General features: G+C 61.9%; 20 protein-coding genes. 12 read left to right on the forward strand and 8 right to left on the reverse strand.

What is annotated here, in order from left to right; genetic code table 11:
• Positions 1-190: 190 nt before the first annotated feature.
• On the reverse strand, positions 191-658 hold the full coding sequence (locus ACM6JT_RS20320) for a CreA family protein (protein WP_081938456.1): 468 nt from the start codon (positions 656-658) through the stop codon (positions 191-193).
• Positions 659-1015: 357 nt separating this feature from the next.
• Positions 1016-1633 (reverse strand): hypothetical protein, encoded by a 618-nt coding sequence (locus ACM6JT_RS20325; RefSeq protein ID WP_414857137.1) that lies wholly within the window; start codon positions 1631-1633, stop codon positions 1016-1018.
• A gap of 228 nt (positions 1634-1861) precedes the next feature.
• On the opposite strand from ACM6JT_RS20325, the gene ACM6JT_RS20330 reads away from it, so the two are divergent.
• Positions 1862-4153 (forward strand): heavy metal translocating P-type ATPase, encoded by a 2292-nt coding sequence (locus ACM6JT_RS20330; RefSeq protein ID WP_414857138.1) that lies wholly within the window; start codon positions 1862-1864, stop codon positions 4151-4153.
• A gap of 11 nt (positions 4154-4164) precedes the next feature.
• Here ACM6JT_RS20330 and ACM6JT_RS20335 read toward each other — a convergent pair whose 3' ends face one another.
• Both ACM6JT_RS20335 and ACM6JT_RS20340 read right to left on the reverse strand, forming a co-directional pair.
• Positions 4165-5115 (reverse strand): universal stress protein, encoded by a 951-nt coding sequence (locus tag ACM6JT_RS20335; protein ID WP_414857139.1) that lies wholly within the window; start codon positions 5113-5115, stop codon positions 4165-4167.
• A 123-nt stretch (positions 5116-5238) separates the two neighbouring features.
• The gene (locus ACM6JT_RS20340) at positions 5239-5850 is read right to left on the reverse strand and encodes a TetR/AcrR family transcriptional regulator (protein WP_051983726.1); all 612 of its coding nucleotides are present in this window, start codon (positions 5848-5850) and stop codon (positions 5239-5241) included.
• 476 nt (positions 5851-6326) lie between these two features.
• Between ACM6JT_RS20340 and ACM6JT_RS20345 the strand changes: the two genes are divergently transcribed.
• The 3 genes from ACM6JT_RS20345 to ACM6JT_RS20355 all read left to right on the forward strand — a co-directional run bounded on the left by ACM6JT_RS20345 (position 6327) and on the right by ACM6JT_RS20355 (position 8982).
• Positions 6327-6914 carry a tetratricopeptide repeat protein gene (locus ACM6JT_RS20345; RefSeq protein ID WP_414857140.1) on the forward strand — a complete coding sequence of 196 codons (588 nt, stop codon included), beginning with the start codon at positions 6327-6329 and terminating at the stop codon, positions 6912-6914.
• Between the two features lie 120 nt (positions 6915-7034).
• Positions 7035-7862, forward strand: coding sequence for a hypothetical protein (locus ACM6JT_RS20350; RefSeq protein ID WP_105391356.1), 828 nt, complete (start codon positions 7035-7037; stop codon positions 7860-7862).
• Between the two features lie 115 nt (positions 7863-7977).
• Positions 7978-8982, forward strand: a complete 1005-nt coding sequence (locus tag ACM6JT_RS20355) for a hypothetical protein (RefSeq protein ID WP_414857141.1) — start codon at positions 7978-7980, stop codon at positions 8980-8982.
• Here ACM6JT_RS20355 and ACM6JT_RS20360 read toward each other — a convergent pair.
• Positions 8969-9340: a hypothetical protein gene (locus ACM6JT_RS20360; RefSeq protein WP_414857142.1), complete on the reverse strand. Its 372-nt coding sequence runs from the start codon at positions 9338-9340 to the stop codon at positions 8969-8971. The genes ACM6JT_RS20355 and ACM6JT_RS20360 overlap by 14 nt on opposite strands.
• Here ACM6JT_RS20360 and ACM6JT_RS20365 point away from each other — a divergent pair.
• The 8 genes from ACM6JT_RS20365 to ACM6JT_RS20400 all read left to right on the forward strand — a co-directional run bounded on the left by ACM6JT_RS20365 (position 9339) and on the right by ACM6JT_RS20400 (position 14484).
• Positions 9339-9494 (forward strand): hypothetical protein, encoded by a 156-nt coding sequence (locus ACM6JT_RS20365; RefSeq protein ID WP_165948038.1) that lies wholly within the window; start codon positions 9339-9341, stop codon positions 9492-9494. The two genes, ACM6JT_RS20360 and ACM6JT_RS20365, sit on opposite strands and share 2 nt — an antisense overlap.
• Before the next feature lie 534 nt (positions 9495-10028).
• A complete protein-coding gene (locus tag ACM6JT_RS20370; RefSeq protein ID WP_034181438.1) occupies positions 10029-10214 on the forward strand; it encodes a hypothetical protein in 186 nt (61 codons plus the stop codon).
• Positions 10215-10481 carry a DUF1488 domain-containing protein gene (locus ACM6JT_RS20375; RefSeq protein ID WP_034181437.1) on the forward strand — a complete coding sequence of 89 codons (267 nt, stop codon included), beginning with the start codon at positions 10215-10217 and terminating at the stop codon, positions 10479-10481. It abuts the gene before it with no gap.
• 243 nt (positions 10482-10724) lie between these two features.
• Positions 10725-12401, forward strand: coding sequence for a SagB/ThcOx family dehydrogenase (locus ACM6JT_RS20380; protein ID WP_414857143.1), 1677 nt, complete (start codon positions 10725-10727; stop codon positions 12399-12401).
• An 81-nt stretch (positions 12402-12482) separates the two neighbouring features.
• The gene (locus ACM6JT_RS20385; protein WP_034181801.1) at positions 12483-12704 is read left to right on the forward strand and encodes a hypothetical protein; all 222 of its coding nucleotides are present in this window, start codon (positions 12483-12485) and stop codon (positions 12702-12704) included.
• Positions 12705-12769: 65 nt separating this feature from the next.
• Entirely contained in the window at positions 12770-13489 is a 720-nt protein-coding gene (locus ACM6JT_RS20390; protein WP_034181435.1) for a Crp/Fnr family transcriptional regulator, read from the forward strand.
• A 256-nt stretch (positions 13490-13745) separates the two neighbouring features.
• Complete coding sequence (locus ACM6JT_RS20395) at positions 13746-13949, forward strand: hypothetical protein (RefSeq protein WP_081938455.1); 204 nt, start codon at positions 13746-13748, stop codon at positions 13947-13949.
• On the forward strand, positions 13906-14484 hold the full coding sequence (locus ACM6JT_RS20400) for a hypothetical protein (protein ID WP_414857212.1): 579 nt from the start codon (positions 13906-13908) through the stop codon (positions 14482-14484). Before ACM6JT_RS20395 ends, ACM6JT_RS20400 begins: the two co-directional genes overlap by 44 nt.
• On the opposite strand, the gene ACM6JT_RS20405 is transcribed toward ACM6JT_RS20400, so the two are convergent.
• From ACM6JT_RS20405 to rpsU, 3 genes are all read right to left on the reverse strand, one after another.
• Complete coding sequence (locus ACM6JT_RS20405; RefSeq protein WP_034181434.1) at positions 14454-14633, reverse strand: hypothetical protein; 180 nt, start codon at positions 14631-14633, stop codon at positions 14454-14456. The two genes, ACM6JT_RS20400 and ACM6JT_RS20405, sit on opposite strands and share 31 nt — an antisense overlap.
• Before the next feature lie 713 nt (positions 14634-15346).
• A complete protein-coding gene (locus tag ACM6JT_RS20410; protein WP_034181799.1) occupies positions 15347-15544 on the reverse strand; it encodes a hypothetical protein in 198 nt (65 codons plus the stop codon).
• A 19-nt stretch (positions 15545-15563) separates the two neighbouring features.
• The gene (gene rpsU / locus ACM6JT_RS20415) at positions 15564-15776 is read right to left on the reverse strand and encodes a 30S ribosomal protein S21 (protein WP_034181433.1); all 213 of its coding nucleotides are present in this window, start codon (positions 15774-15776) and stop codon (positions 15564-15566) included.
• Positions 15777-15792 lie beyond the last annotated feature (16 nt).

Here is a 15792-nt window from a genome sequence, read left to right on the forward strand (position 1 = left end):
ACGCGATCGAACGATGCGAAGCCACTGCACGAACGGGGCGGGCGCTCGTTCTGCAGCAGGTCTTCGGCGGAGAACGGGTTGTGATCGATCGAGTCGATCTCGATAGAACCCGTCCCGTCGAATGCTACGGTCGGCATTCTGCCGAAGAGGGCGGGTCAGCATCACCGCAGTCGATCGATCGCGCTCCGAATCATTCGGCTGACGAGCTTTGCTTTTCAGAACGTACGGGAAGGCGAATGACGTCGACATGTCCCGGTAGATCGCCGGCCACGTCGCTCTCGGCGTATGAGAAATACAACACGACGAGACGCTTCATATCGAGAATACGAATTACGTGTATCGATCGAAATACGGGGTCTACCGATTCGTCGAACACTTGTGCCTGTTGCGGCACATGCGCCGTAGTCGCGAGTGCTCCGACTTGATGGCAGGACACCGACGATTCGCCGTTGCCATGTCTGTCGCGGAACCCGGGGCGTTGGCCGTTTGTATGCGGTTCCGAAACGAAGCACGTCACCCCCTTGAGCAGCGGATCGTCGTACGCGGAAATTCCGATATGGATCCCGTAGCGCTGAGAGTGAGTAGGTATGCGCGCCAATTCTTCAGCAGTGGCAGTTGGCGCGGCGAGCATCGCAAAAACCGTGGAAGCAATCCACATGGCTGTTCGTACGTGATCATCGCGGGAGTCCTCAACTGATCATCAAGCTCGTTTCGCCCGCTGTTTGTGGCGTCGAGGCCGATTTGATAACCAGCTTTAGGTTTCTGCGTGCGTCGATCGCTTGATTTGAGTCAAGGTCGAACTGGTGGGCGGCAGGATGCTTATGGCGAGAGCAGCGAGATTCGTACGCATAATCTCCGCGGCCGTCCCGCATCGTTCGTATCCGGGCAATAACGGATGCAAAAGATGCCATGTGCAATCGGAGATGATCATGTGGGCGCAGAATTGTCGGCGCGCTGTGCACATCGATATGCCTTCTTGCCATGCCCACACTCTCCCGGAGCGCGCCCGTTCATGTCATCCGGAGTTGCGCGGATGATGACCGCGTCGAAACGTCAATCGACGTTCGTTGACGAGTGCACGCCAATTGAGCTTCATCAACGCGAAGACCAAGCCGAGCAATACCAGTTGCGTGACGACGAAGTATCCGCCGAGGTAAGTGCCTTCGACCTGAGATTCCACATCCAGCCGGGTCGACGCAAAGCGGCCGAGGAGCGCCCAGATCGCATAGGTCATTGTGCGGCCGATGAAGAACGCCGCAGCGATGATCTTGAGCGGCAACCCTGAGAGCCCATACGCGATGAACAGATAGTTCGATGGAAGCGGGCTCAATGCATAGAAAAAGAATGCGCTGGCGGTCAGCGTCTTGTGCTTCCGCAGCCAGTGTGTGGCGATGTCGATATTCTCGCGATCGGATTCCCGTATCCAGCGGGACCGCACGAGCGACCTCGCGAAGGTAGCCAGAATGACGCGGCCCGTTGTCGCAGCGCCAGCCGCGACGACAGCAAAGATCAATGGATTTCCGGCAGGCAGATTGAACCCGACCCACGACATCGCCATCCAGGTCGGAGGGGCGAACGCCGGTATGAGATTCAGCAGAAGAATCACGAGGAACAGCACGGCCAGCGTTAGCACGATATCGACTCCAGGCCATCCGGCATCATGATTCCATTTTGCTGACGAAAGGAGTCGACGGCTTGACTCACGTCAAGCAAGGCATCGTGCCCGCATTTCGCCGGAGGCACGTCGTCCTGACCCAGGTCAAGCATCGAACGGAGGCGTTTCTTAGACTGATGAAACGCGATCCGCGACCGGGTTCGGGTTCACCGAACACGTCCATGCACGGGGATCTGAAATATCGTCATGTCTCGAATTCCCTGGTCAATCGATTTCATGTTGCTGGTCTTTGCGGCCGTTACGCTCGCCGGTGGAGGCGTGTGCGTTGCGTTCGGCCTGCCTTCAGTCGCGCGAATCGTCTGGCTGCTCGGCACGTTGCCGGTCTTGCTCGCCCTGACTGTATCCATCGCAAAGGCCGTCGTGAAGCGGCAGGCCGGCATCGATATTCTCGCGTGGCTGGCGATCGGGCTGGCGGTGGCGCTCGACGAGACGCTGACTGCCGCCGTCATTGCATTGATGCTGGCAAGCGGACGTACCCTCGAACAGTATGCGCAAGATCGTGCGCAACGCGAGATGACCGCGCTGCTCAGCCGTGCGCCCCGGCAGGCAATCCGATTCGAGAACGGTGAATGGCGTTCTGTCGCGCTGGAAACCATTCGCCCCGGTGACCGGCTGCTCGTGCGAAGCGGCGAATTCGTGCCGGTCGACGGCACGCTGACCAATGACGCGGAACTGGACGAATCCATGCTGACGGGCGAGTCGTCGACCCAGCGGCGAAGCTCCGGGGAGCTCGCATGCAGCGGCGTGGTGAACGCCGGTGCTCCGTTTGAAATGGTCGCCCGCGCGACGGTCGGCGACAGTACATTCGCCGGTATCGTCCGGATGGTCGAGAGTGCGCAACGCGAGCGCAGTCCGGCCGTCCGTCTTGCGGATCGCTATGCGGCATTCTTCGTGCTGGTTTCGCTGCTGATCGCGGGTATCTCCTGGCTGGTGACAGGCGACATTGCACGCGCGCTTGCCGTGCTTGTCGTAGCCACTCCATGTCCGTTGATCCTCGCGGTGCCGGTAGCAATCGTTTCCGGCATGTCGCGCTGTTCGAAGCGAGGCGTTCTGGTCAAGGGTGGAGGCGCGCTGGAGCGTCTAGCGCAAGCGACGATTCTCTTCTTCGACAAGACAGGGACGCTGACGGGCGGCCGGGCACGCATCGTTTCGATCGAGTGCGGCCCGGATGTCGGAACGCACGATGTGCTGCGTTTCGCGGCATCGTTGGCGCAAGCTTCGGGTCATGTCATTTCGGATGCGTTGACGGTCGCGGCGCGGGAACGCCACGTCGACCTTTCTCCGCCGTCGGCCGTCAAGGAAACGGCCGGCGAAGGCGTGACAGGCCAGGTCGACAACCGGACCGTCGCAATCGGCAAGTTCGAGTACGTATCCGCCCGTTCGACCGTTGTGCCCTGGAGCGACGCCTTCCTTCGGCGGGTCGGCAGCCAGGGCGGGGCTGCTGTATTCGTTGGCGTGGATGGCGCGATGATCGGCGCAATTCAAATGGCCGACCAGGTGCGGCTGGAAACGCCGAGGGCATTGCGGCTGCTGAAACGCGAGGGCGTCAAGCGTCTCATCATGCTGACCGGCGACCGGCGGGACATTGCGGAAGCCGTTGGCGAACTGTTGGGCGTAACCGATGTACGCGCGGAGCAAACGCCAACGGACAAGCTTGCCGCCATTCGGGCAGCTCGCAAGGAGGGCGTAGTGATCATGGTGGGCGACGGCGTGAATGACGCGCCAGCGCTGGCGGCGGCCGACGTCGGTATTGCAATGGGTGCGCGCGGGGCGGCGGCGTCGTCGGAAGCGGCCGACGTGGTACTGCTGGTGGATCGGCTGGATCGGCTCGTGGACGCGATGCGTATCGCCCGGCAGTCGCGCCGGATTGCGCTGCAGAGCGTGGTGATCGGCATGTCGTTGTCTGTCGCCGCCATGACGATTGCTGCGTTGGGATTCCTGCAGCCGATCGCCGGTGCGGTGATTCAGGAGATCATCGACGTCGTCGTCATCATCAATGCGTTACGGGCGTCACTTGCGCGCCCGATGTCGACGGAGGCTCGCCTCGCCGACATCGACGTCGAAAAACTCAAGAGCGAGCATTCGGCATTGGCGCCGCTGATGGACCAGATCAGGGATCTGGCAGATCGCATACCTAAGCTATCCGGCGCAATCATGGCGAACGAACTCGCTCATGTAATCGACTCGCTGGACGAACGGCTTTTGCCTCACGAACAATCCGACGACCTCGACGTCTACCCGCGTCTCGCGCCACTTCTCGGCGGCGAGGACCCGCTCGCGGCGATGAGCAGCGCGCACAGGGAAATTTTCAAGATGGTTCGGTCGCTCAGGCAGATGGTCGCGGACATGCCGGATGACGGACCGGACGCGATGCAGATGCAGGCGGTACAACGCTTGCTGTACGGGCTGGAAGCAATCGTACGCCTGCATTGTGCTCAAGAGGAGGAGCTGTTCCACGCAGTCGGAACGGATGCGTGACAAAAAGCGCGTCACGCACCACGCGCATTCACGAGAAGGACAGGCGTCTTCGTGATCCGCGCGACGCGGCCGGCAACGCTACCGACAACCCAGCCCGCGATGCCTCGCCGCCCATGGGTGCCCATGACGATCATGTCCGCATTCCATTCGGCAGCTTCGTGCACGATTACCTGAGAAACGTCCGAGCCGGTTCGATCCGTTTGAAGCAGTTGCGACCGCGAGTGCGCGGTTACACCATCGAGCACGGTCGTGGCTTGTTGCAGCGCCTGATTTCCTTCGTTGATCAATGCGCCCTCTATTGTTTCGACTGGTACGAAGTCACCCAGCGATACGGCGCGATCCTGTACGTAGATCGCGCGTAACTCGGTGTCGGGTCTCGAGAACTGCAATCCGACTCGCAATGCGTCGAGCGCCAGGGGGCTTCCGTCAACGGCAAACAGAATCCGCTGCGGCAGATGCTCGGCAGCCGAGACGAAACTTTCCGGAACGATAAGCAGCGGGCAACGAACAAGCCTGGCAAGCGGGCCCGAAACCGTTCCTTCAACCCATCTGCGCAAGCCATGGTGCTGATGCGCACCGACGATCAGAAGGTCGGCCTGTTGAGCTCCCGTACTCTCGATCAGCGCACGCACGATATCGCCGCCATGCTTGGACAGGTCGATGACTTCCGTGTCGATGTCGATATCGTCGCGCTGCATTTCGTTTTTGGCGCGTGATACGGAGTCGGATGCGTCTTTAAGCAACTCGTTGCGCGCGGCCTCGAGAAATGCAGTGGCCTGTGATCCGAGCGGCACGAGCGTTCGCGGATTTTCCGCAATACTCACGATGTGTACCGACGCATTCGGCGGAACGATGTGCTGCGCATAGGCGACTGCCCGGTCGGATGCAACGGAGCCGTCGATTGCGATCAGTACCCTTTGGAGAGGAGCCCCTGCCTGGAAGGTTGAAGTGCTGGTGCTCATGAGCGTCTCCCGGTGGCAACCCAAGGTCTTGTACGCGGTAATTTTTTGCGCGCGCGGCTTGTGGCAGCTTGATCGCCATCAAGTTTTCAAGAATTAGCCGGCGACGTTCCGGCCCCACTCGGATCACGCGCGTTGCGTATGGGCGTCCGCGTGTTTCGCGTGCCCGGTGCCGGCACGCATTTCCTGTTCCAGGAGCGCTTTCGCGGCTTGCCACGCCCGCCCTGCGGACGCCGAGTCGTTGAACGCTCTCGCTTCGACTGTCGCACCGTCCAGCAGCATCATATAAACGGCCGCCAGCCGTTGTGCCGTTTCGGGCGAAACGAGATCCGCGAGCAGTTCGGCGATCCATTCGACCATCTTGCGGCGATAGCGGATCGCGACATCCGAGATGGGCGCATACGCCGTTCCGAATTCGGCCAGCGCGCGCTCGAACAGGCAACCGGCGAATGCCGGCGTATTGAACCACGCTTCGTACCAGTCGAAGATCGTCTTGACCCGCTCGACCGGATCGGCGACGTGCTGCAGCTGCGCGTCGATACTGCCTACGATCAGGTCGTAACGCTGGACCAGCACTTCCCGGATCAGTTCGTCCTTGCTCGGAAAATGCCGATACAGCGTCATTCGGGCGACGCGGGAATCGTCGATGATCCAGTCGACACCCACCGGATGAAAACCGTGCTTCGAGAACAGTTCGGTAGCTTTATCTACCACCAACTGGCGTTTGCTGGCTCGCACGAACGGTTCCCTCCTTGATCCTTCCGACTGCGTAAATTAAACATTCTAGCATCGTACCGCTCGGTCACATCCGGTCTCGCCACCGATCTCCCGGACTTGGCGGGTCCGCATCATGATGCGCGTTCGCAAGTTGTCTTGACTATGATATAGACCGATATGTATCATTTGAAACTGGAAAGCGATGGTCGATGCTGCGTGCTTTAAAAAAATAGGAACGTGAGCCATCGATTCACTGCTCGACGGTGCCGCAGCGGGCACAGCAGCGAAATTGAAAGAATGCCGGCGGCGCCCTGTGCCTCTTGCCGGCTTCTGGCGATGCAGCGGTAATGCAAGACGAAAAGAGAACCTGAGAGAGCCGTGGGTTACGTGTCGGTGCTGGCGGATGGTATTCGCCGCGCCGCGCGCAAACCGGTGCGCGCTCGCGGGGCGGGATCGCGCGAAGCAGTCGGCGCAAATAAAACTCGAGGAAAGTACCCATGTACCGCCGTTTACTCGCACCGGGGCTGTTGTTGCTGCTGGCCGCGTGCGCGCAGGATCCGTCCGTGACCAGCAACACGGTGCGGATCTGCGACGACACCGGCTGTTCCTATCGACCTAAAGATCAGGTCTCCTATCAAAATAAGGACGATGCGGAAGATCGCGAAGACCCTCGCATCGTCGCACTGAAGCAGGCCGCGAAAGCCCAGCCGAAGGCGGCCTACGATCTCGGCCTGCGTTATTTCCGCGGCGACGGCGTGCGCCAGGACAGCTATCAGGCACTCAAGTGGATGCGCGACGCCGCCGAGCGCGGCGACCTGCGGGCGCAGAAGGCGCTCGGCAGCTTCTACCTGTTCGGCCTCGAGGAAATGGGCTCCGATCCACGCGAAGCGGACAAGTGGCTGTCGATCGCGGCCGGCCGCGGCGACAAGGAGTCGAAGAAGCTGCTCGAACTCGCGCGCAAGGCGAAGAAGGAAGACGAAGAAGACTGGAAATGGCGCACGCAATGGCGTGACGTCTATTACGGCTACTGGAACTCGGGCTATCCGTACTACGGCGTCTGGAATCAGACGTATTGGTACTACTGACCGGGCCGGAAGCAACGGGGGCGGCAGCGGGGAGACCACCATCGCGCGCCACGCCGGGGGGCTTATCGACGTTCGTACGGACACGTAAGCCGAATAACGACTCTATCGAACGATAACGACATGAAGACCATCCTTTCCCATCGTCTCACCCAAGGTGCGCTGGTTGCAGCGCTTTGCGCGTCCGTCGCGGGCTGCGGCGGCGTGGTGACGCCCGGCGGCCAGAACGCCGGCGTGACGGGCGCCGCGGCAGGCGGCACGAGCGCAGGCGCCGATTCGGGGCTGCAGCGCTGCACGTCGCCGCTCGGCACGATCGCCGTCGACGACGGCCGCAACGCCGACTGGTGGGGCCCGTTCGGCAGCGCGACCAAGATGACGACGATCGACCCGCTGCTGCGCCTGGCGGTCCAGCAGTCGAACTGCTTCGTGATCACGTCGATCGGCAACCAGAAGAGCGACGCGCGCCTGTCGCGGATTACGCAGCTGCAGCGCAGCTCCGGCGAATATCGCGCGGGCTCGAAGCAGCAGAAGGGCCAGCGTGTCGCGGCCGACTACTACATGGAACCGCAGATCGTCATCAACGATTCGCCGATCGGCGGCATCGGCAGCATGATCGGCGGGCTGATCGGCAACGGCGCGGTGGCGGCGGTGGCCGGCCACCTGCAGGCGAAGGCATCGGTCGTCACGCTGACGCTGTTCGACGTGCGCTCGGCCGTGCAGATCGCGGCGTCGGAAGGCAGCTCGACGGCGACCAACTACGGCGCGGCGCTGGGCGGTTTCGGCGGCGGCGTGGGCGGTGCGCTCGCCGGTTTCTCGTCGACGCCGGAAGGCAAGGCGACGGTCGTCGCGTTCATCGATGCGTACAACAAGATGGTCGTCGCACTGCGCAGCTACAAGGCGCAGGACGTCAAGGGCGGCCTCGGCCGCGGCGGCCAGCTCCAGGTCAACTGATGTCCCCTGGCCGGCGGTGCGCCGCCGGTCGATTTCCGATACGTGAATGTCCGTGCGTGCGGCGTGATCTGCGCGTCTCGGCTTCGTTCGCCCTTTTCGTTCCGAGGTGACTCCGATGAAAGCCTTTGCATTGATCGCATTGACCTGTCTGGCGCTGACCGCGTGCGGCGGCGACGACAATTCCTCGCCCGCATCGTCCGGCAGCGGATCGGGCACGAGCAATAACGGTGGAAGCGGCGGCACGGGTTCCGGCGGTACGGTAAGCGGCGGCAGCGGCGGGTCGGGCGGCAGCACGCTGACGCTGCGCTACGACGCCCAGCCGACCGCGGCGGATCAGGCCGGCTTCCTGACGCTGCTCAACAGTGAAGGCGCGAAGGGCTATCGTTATCTGGGCGACTACTTCTACAACGCGTCCAACGGCGGTTCGCGCTCGATCTTCGTGAGCGACGGCACCGCACAGACCTACACGTACCAGTTGCAGTCGACGCCGGCCGACATGACGGGCTTCGTCAGCCAGGCCAACGCGCAAGGCGCGAGCGGCTACCGCTTCGAAGGGCCGCTCACGTACGGTTATCTCTATCGCAAGGACGGCGGCTCGTCGGCTACCTATACGTACGCGACAACGGGCCTGCCGGCCGACACGAACGCGTTCCTCGCGCAGGCGAACGGCCAGGGCCAGTCGGGCTACTGGTTCGTGGGCCCGATGATGGTCGGATCGGTGCAGGCGAACGTGTACATGAAGAACAACGCTTCGAACGCAACCTACACGTACGACGCGCTGGTGCCGACGTCGAACGTCAGCGACTTCATCGCGCAGGCCAACAGCGAAGGTGCGAAGGGTTATCGCGCGAAAGGCGGGATGCTGTTCGGCAGCACGATTTCGTGGGTCTACGTGAAGGACCAGACGCAGTCGCCGACCTTCACGTACCAGTCGGCCGCGATCCAGTCGACCGGCGACAGCTTCGTCCAGCAGTCGAACACGTTTGGCGCGCAGGGCTCCGCGTACCTGGGCGATCTCGCGCTCGGCACGACGACCCCGGTGATGGCGTCGTTCTATTTCAAGCCGGCGAACTGCACGGGCTTCCTGTGCACGACGCTGAATCCGCTCACGCAGAACTGAGCGGGTGCCTCTGGCGCAGCAGCATTGCGCGGGTCATTCGCTGCTGAATGATCCGCGCCAGCTGCATCGAGTGCCTCAGGTGCGTCACGTCATCCGTGGACGCATCTTTTGCCGCCGGCTTGCCGGCGGTATTTCGTTTACGCGTACGGCAGAAGCCAGCCAAACGCCGGCCCCTTTTTGTCCGGCGGACCAGAAAATCGGCCGGAACCGAAGCGAAGCTGCCGGCCTCCATCGACCGCCGGGCCAGGGAAACGCTGATTCGTTTTCCTGAGGGACAGAAGCCGTGCCGGACGCTGGTTTCCGCGAGGGCATCACCTACAATGTAAAGATGGTCGCGACCTGTCAAGGAGGCTGCCATGACTCAGTCAATGATTAGCTTTGTAGTTGGCCTGGCGGTCGTACTCGCCATCGCGGTCATGCTGGCGCTGCGTTACCTGCGCGACCACAAGGGCGAAGGGATGGTTCAGTGGCTTGACGCACATCACATGGGCTGGATGCACCACAAGCACTGACGGCGTGGTCGACGATGCGGTTCCGATCCCGCTCCACGAAGCAGCGACGACAGTTGTGCGCGACGCTGAACAAGCCGCCGCGCACGCTGCGCATCGCTTGGGTCGTGGGGCCGGGAAAATGCTGGCCGGCGGCCGCCCGGTCCGGTTGATGACAGTAATGTGGCCTGGAGTGAATCGTGCCGTTGATGGCCCTTGACGCGAGATAGCGCTTGCATGGCCGTGATATAGGGCGCATTCTCATGAGGTTCGATGTGCGCGACCGGCGATTTTGTTTCGACTCCTTACGCTTCCCCCTGTCCGCACGGTTCCGCAGAACGCTCACCACAATGACCCCGCGCGCGAACGTCGAAGTTGCGAACGTCGTGCGTCAACCCGGCCTCCCCGCGAGGCCCGATCCGGCAGTTCAGTGCGCAACAGAGGCCGTCGGCGGCAAGCCCGCGGGTAGTCCGTTCGTGCCTCCTGTGGGCCGGACGACGACGAAATTCGGTCACCGCGACGGTCCTGACATTTGAAATTCATTTTTCGGGAACCGGCATGCCCAAGCAAACCGAACAGAAGTCCGCCACGTCCGTCAGGCAAAACGATTACGTCGACGCGCAAAAGTCCCGCGCCCAGGCACTGAAGCGCGCGGACATCGAGCGCGCCGAGAAGCGACGCGAAAATGACGCCCGCCTCGATGTCAACGCGAGCAAGTGGCGTTATATCAGCCAGGAGGGTTAGATGGGAAAAATCGACGCGGCACTCAACTTTCCCAATCCCAGTCGCACCTACGACATGTCCAGGCACTGCGTGTGCTTCTGGGGCTACGACAATGCTCGCGAGATTACCTTTCTGGTCGACGATGCGATGCTGGCGAAACTGAACTCCGACATGGATTCGAGCGAGCCCGCGTTGCTGGCGGCCTTCGACCGCAACCGCGACCGGATCCTGGGGCTCGCCAGAGATCTTTACAAGGGCGGCCCCCAGAACAGGTACATGATCTCGTGAGACGGGGCCGGTTTGCGCACGCGCCCGACCCGACGTATGCCTTCCTTCCGGCCTGCACTGGCCGTGAGTAGTCGTCTGCTGGCGTCGGGACTGCCGATCGTTCGGGCGGAGAGCACGGACGGCTCGGTCCGGCGGGCTCGCGACTATTTCCTGCCGATCGCATACTGAAGACCTCGGGGAAAACAAGCACGCGCACCTCGGCGAAATCGATGTTGAAGGAAGGCGCGCGCCGGATTCCCCGACATGATGACGGCCGCGCTTAAGCGTCGAGCCATCCGGTTTTGTACAGTGCGTATGCAGTATTCCGGGTCTGAGGTGGACATGGATCGGTTATGGCATGCGCTGCTTGATTATCACGAACGCAGCAAGCACCGCCTCGACTTCTACGCTCCCGGCCCCGGGCGGCTCGACTGGGCAACCCAGCCGGACCCGTTCCGGGTGTTTCGTGGCGCACCGCGCGTCGATCTGCCATTGGCCGCGGACACGCTGGCCACTCGCTACAACGCGTTGCGTTGCGGCAACCTGCCGCCCGCGCACGAATTCGATCTGTCCAGTCTGGCAATCCTGTTCGAACTTTCGCTCGGCTTGTCGGGGTGGAAATCCTATGGTGCCCAGCGGTGGGCACTGCGCTGCAATCCTTCGAGCGGGAATCTGCATCCGACCGAGGGCTATCTTCTGTGTCCGGCCCTGCCCGGCTTGTCCGCAGGCGTCTACCATTACCTGAGCCGGGATCATGCGTTTGAACATCGTGCCGCGGTGGACGAGCCGCAATGGACCGACGCGTTTTCGGGAAGTGGCGTCCTGGTCGGCGTCAGCTCGATCCATTGGCGCGAAGCGTGGAAATATGGCATGCGCGCCTGGCGCTACTGCCAACAGGATTGCGGCCATGTCGTCGCTGCGATGAGTTATGCAGCAGCTGCGCTCGGCTGGCAGACGCGGTTGATGGAGGCGGCTGCGGATGATGCTGTGGCCGATTTGCTCGGCGTGGACCGCCGCGAAGATTTCAGCGGAGCCGAAGCGGAGGCGCCGGATCTTTTGCTCTGGATCGGCAGCCCCGAGACGCGACCCGATCTCGAGCGCATGCGGATCGCTTTGGGCAGCGCACAGTGGCACGGGCGCGCCAATCAACTGAGTTCGGGACATGTGGCCTGGCCGGACATCGATTCGATTCATCGCGCCACGCACAAGACCCGTACTCGCGAACCACCGTCGCCGAACCCGGAGCCGTGCTCGGCGCCGGCGATGCCAGCCCTCGATCTCGGCTTCGCCCGAATCGCCAGACAGCGTCGCAGCGCCGTGAATTTCGATGGCACGACGCGCATCGGCGACGCGGCCTTCTTCAGCATGCTGACATGCCTGCTGGCACGTCCCGGCACACCGCCGTGGAATGCGCTGACGTCTCCTGCCGCGGTGCATGCGGCGCTGTTGGTGCATCGCGTCGACGGCCTGGAGCCGGGCCTCTATATGCTCGCAAGAAACCCTGGCGCACTGCCGGATCTGAAGCGATCCCTGCGTCCGGAATGGCTGTGGCAAAAGACCGGGCCGGACGACCTGCCGCTCTATCTGCTACTGCCTTACGATTTGCGCGCGGCGGCAGGGTTGATCTGCTGCCACCAGGATATCGCCGCCGATTCCTGCTTTGCGCTCGGGATGATCACGAGATTCGAAATCGCGTTGAAGCAGCCATGGCGTTATCGCCACCTGTTCTGGGAATGCGGGATGCTTGGCCACGCGCTCTATCTCGAAGCAGAAGCCGCCGGCGTGCGCGCGACGGGGATCGGCTGCTTTTTCGATGATGAAATGCATGCATTGCTCGGCGCGAAGGACCATGTCTGGCAATCCCTGTATCACTTCACCGTTGGCGGCGCGGTGGACGATCCACGTCTGTCGGCATTTCCGCCGTACGAGAGACAGCCTTGACTGACAGCCCACCGACCTCTCCGTTCGATTTCACCCGGAGTGCTAGGATGATTGAACATGTGCAGTGCAGAAAGTCACATCATGGACGATTTCACATTCAGTACCAAAACACACTTCGCACGCATTCGTGTGATGGAATCTGCGCGTGGTGTGTACCGAGGTTATGTGTATTTGCGCCGCACCGACGAGGGGCCGAACGATGATCCCCCATACCAGACCGATTTCGATCGGGAGCAGTACGATCTCGCGCTCGAAGACGCCAAGATCCTCGCGCAACGTCTGCTTCGCGAGTTCGAGTCTTGAGCGGATGACGCTTCGTGGCGTCGAGTCGCGTTGGGGGAAGGCCGCAATCACTGCAGGAGCGAGCTATGTCGGCGCAGCTATCCCCGATTGACAATCATCTGCTCGCAGCCTTGCCGCCAGAAGCTCTCGCGCATATTTCGCCGCATCTTGTGCTGGTCGAGATGCCGTTGGGAAAGGTGCTGTACGAGTCGGGTGGTGCGCTCAGTCATGTCTATTTTCCGACGACCTCCATCGTCTCGCTGTTGTACGTGATGGAAGACGGTTCGTCGGCCGAAATTGCCATCGTCGGCAACGACGGGCTGATCGGCATCGCGCTGTTCATGGGGGGCGAAACGACCCCGAGCCGCGCGATCGTCCAAAGCGCCGGACACGCTTACCGACTCGATGCACGCATGCTGAAAGACGAGTTCCGTCGCGGCGGCTCGATGCAGCGGCTCTTGCTGCGCTACACCCAGGCGCTCATCACGCAGATGGCGCAGACCGCCGTCTGCAATCGGCATCATTCAATCGATCAGCAGCTGTGCCGCTGGCTCCTGCTCAGTCTCGACCGGCTGCCGTCGAGCGAACTGAAGATGACGCAGGAGTTGATCGCCAACATGCTCGGTGTCCGACGATCGGGCGTGACGGAAGCTGCGCTGAAACTTCAGGATGCCGGATTGATCCGGTACAACTATGGGCACATCGAGGTATTGGATCGATCCGGGCTCGAAAAGCGTGTGTGCGAATGCTACGGCGTGGTCAGGCGAGAATTCGACCGCTTGCTTCCTGATTTGAAGCGCCTTTAGAGCCCTTTGGAACCGTACCGAGGCCGCGCGCCTGTCCGTGCCATCGGGTTCGTACGGCAGCGTACCGACTGCCGAAGCCCGCAGGTGCATGGTGGTGCATGACGCACAGACTGCAGATCGGCCGCAGACTTCATGGAGAGAGCATGCCGTGATGGAAGCGGGCCGTTGCGATTCGTATCGCTTGCGCAGTTTTATCCCGACTCGGGCGGCGCAAGCCAATCCATGACGAAACGCGGTTGCTTGACGGAGCTTGTTGATGAACGATCATCCGAAACGAGAAAAGAATTCGCAGGACGGGCAACAGGAACAGGCGGACGCACGCGCGACCGACGATGGAATGCCTGTTGTTCATCCGGACTGGCCAAGACGCCCTGCCTTTTCGTGGAAAGCCGTCACACCCAAGCAACGCATTTCCGATGCAAGGAAACGTCTGGGAATGGGTTTTATGTCGAACCATTAACCCAGGCGTAGCAAAACTCCTCGCTCTCAAACAGAACGAGGAGCCGCCCCAGCAAGGCGGAATTCGAAGCCGGCCAAGCGCCGGCTTTTTACTTTGGCACGTCGCTCGTTACGACAAACGGCGCCTGCAATGCTGCGATGTCCGTCGTCGGGCAGCGGCGTCAAGGGTGCCGGTTTTTTATGATCATCCCGATACGGGACAACGTCGTCGCAGTGATCGACGAGCGGATTCAAACGACCGCGTTCAAACCTCGCTGCGGGAGATGATCGGTTCATCGATGCTGCAGGCGCTCACCCGCATCGAACGAGCAATTGCCGGCCCGCTTGCACGAGCGGTGTCGTTGCGCGGAGCCGCGCGGGATCAAGGCCAGCGCCGAATTCTCGATCCGCCTGCGCCAGGGTATCTGGCGCCGGAACGTCTGCGGTGCAGCCTGCGCAAAGCGCGCACGACGACGCGAGGCGCGAACGTCAACCGCCGCCTGCGCCGGGAGCAGTGCCGCGTCATTTACTTCACCCGATGGTCGGGACTGAAATAGCGCCACTTGCTCGCATTGGAGTCGATGCGGGCGTCGTTTTGCGTACGCTTGTCGGCCCGTTCGATGTCGGCGCGGGCGAGGTCGTCGCGGAGTTTTTGCCGGGTTGCCTGATCGCGTCGATCGATTGCCGTGCTTTCCTGGTATTTCATGGTTCCCTCGGAGCGAGGTGAGCGGATTGTCGGCCGGTCGCGGCGAATTTGCCGCGGCTGGTGGGTCGGATCTCTGGTGAAGCGATCTCGCCATCGACGATGTCCCTGCCGAATTGCATCGCCAGTTCGACGGCGAACGCCGCCGTTTGCGGCGCGCCTTCGTGGAAAACGGCCCGTGTCTCGCGCGGCGCAGCCGCGGAGGCGGTCGAGGCCGGGCAGCAGCCAGCGGCACGGCTGCCGATCGATCGAGTGATGCGGGTTGCAGACGGCGGCCTGCGCCGTCTGCGTGATTGGACGCATTGTCGCCGTGCGAGCGCTGCCGGGATCAGACATTCTCCCTGAGGTAGCGGATGCACTTCATTCGTAGACTCGACCGCCCAGCGAGTGCGTCTCGCGGAGGGGGCGTCGAGTCTTTTGCCGCACCAGGGGGCGGTCCTGAAAATGCGGCGTTGTCGACCGGGCGGACCGACTTCGCTATCTGAAGCGACGCATGGCCGATCCAGACCCGATCGCGCCACTCGCATTTCGCGCGATGGACGATCAACCATCCTTGCAGCGATTCGACGAGCTGAAACGGCGACAGCCACTCGCGACTCTGCCGTTGCGTGACGAGTTGCAGGACAACAAGGAAATAGAGCAAATCAACGTACTTGGTCCGGACGCGCATAGTCCATCTTCTGGTTGTCGATGCTCGCGAGTGTGCCGGCGCCGGCTCATCCCTGGATGCTGAGCGCCTTCTCGATCGCTGCAATCAGTTTGAACGCATCGTCCCGCCCGATCAGAAAACCGCGGCTGGTGTACTCGCATCCGAACGCATAGAAGCTCGGCAGCAGCGTCACCATGTCTTTCTGCTGATCGAAATCGACTTCGCATTTCGTCAGCGGGAAAAACGGCGGCTCGTCGCCCGGCATCTTGTACACGGTGTGCTCCCTAGTACATTTTGCGGGGCGGCAACATCCGCTTCGCCCGCAGGCGCTGCCTGGAAACGGCGCTGGCTTTCTTCCGCTTGCGTTCCGTCGTGGGTTTTTCGTAGCTGGTGCGACTGCGCAACTCCCGAATCAGCCCGGTTTTCTCGATAGTGCGTCGGAATCGCCGCAGCGCGACGTCGATCGGTTCGTTGACCTTGAGTGTGACTGTTGTCATGTAGATCCTGTTTGGG

It is taken from the genome of Burkholderia sp. IT-111MI5, assembly GCF_949752865.1.
GTDB classification, from domain to species: domain Bacteria; phylum Pseudomonadota; class Gammaproteobacteria; order Burkholderiales; family Burkholderiaceae; genus Burkholderia; species Burkholderia pyrrocinia_C.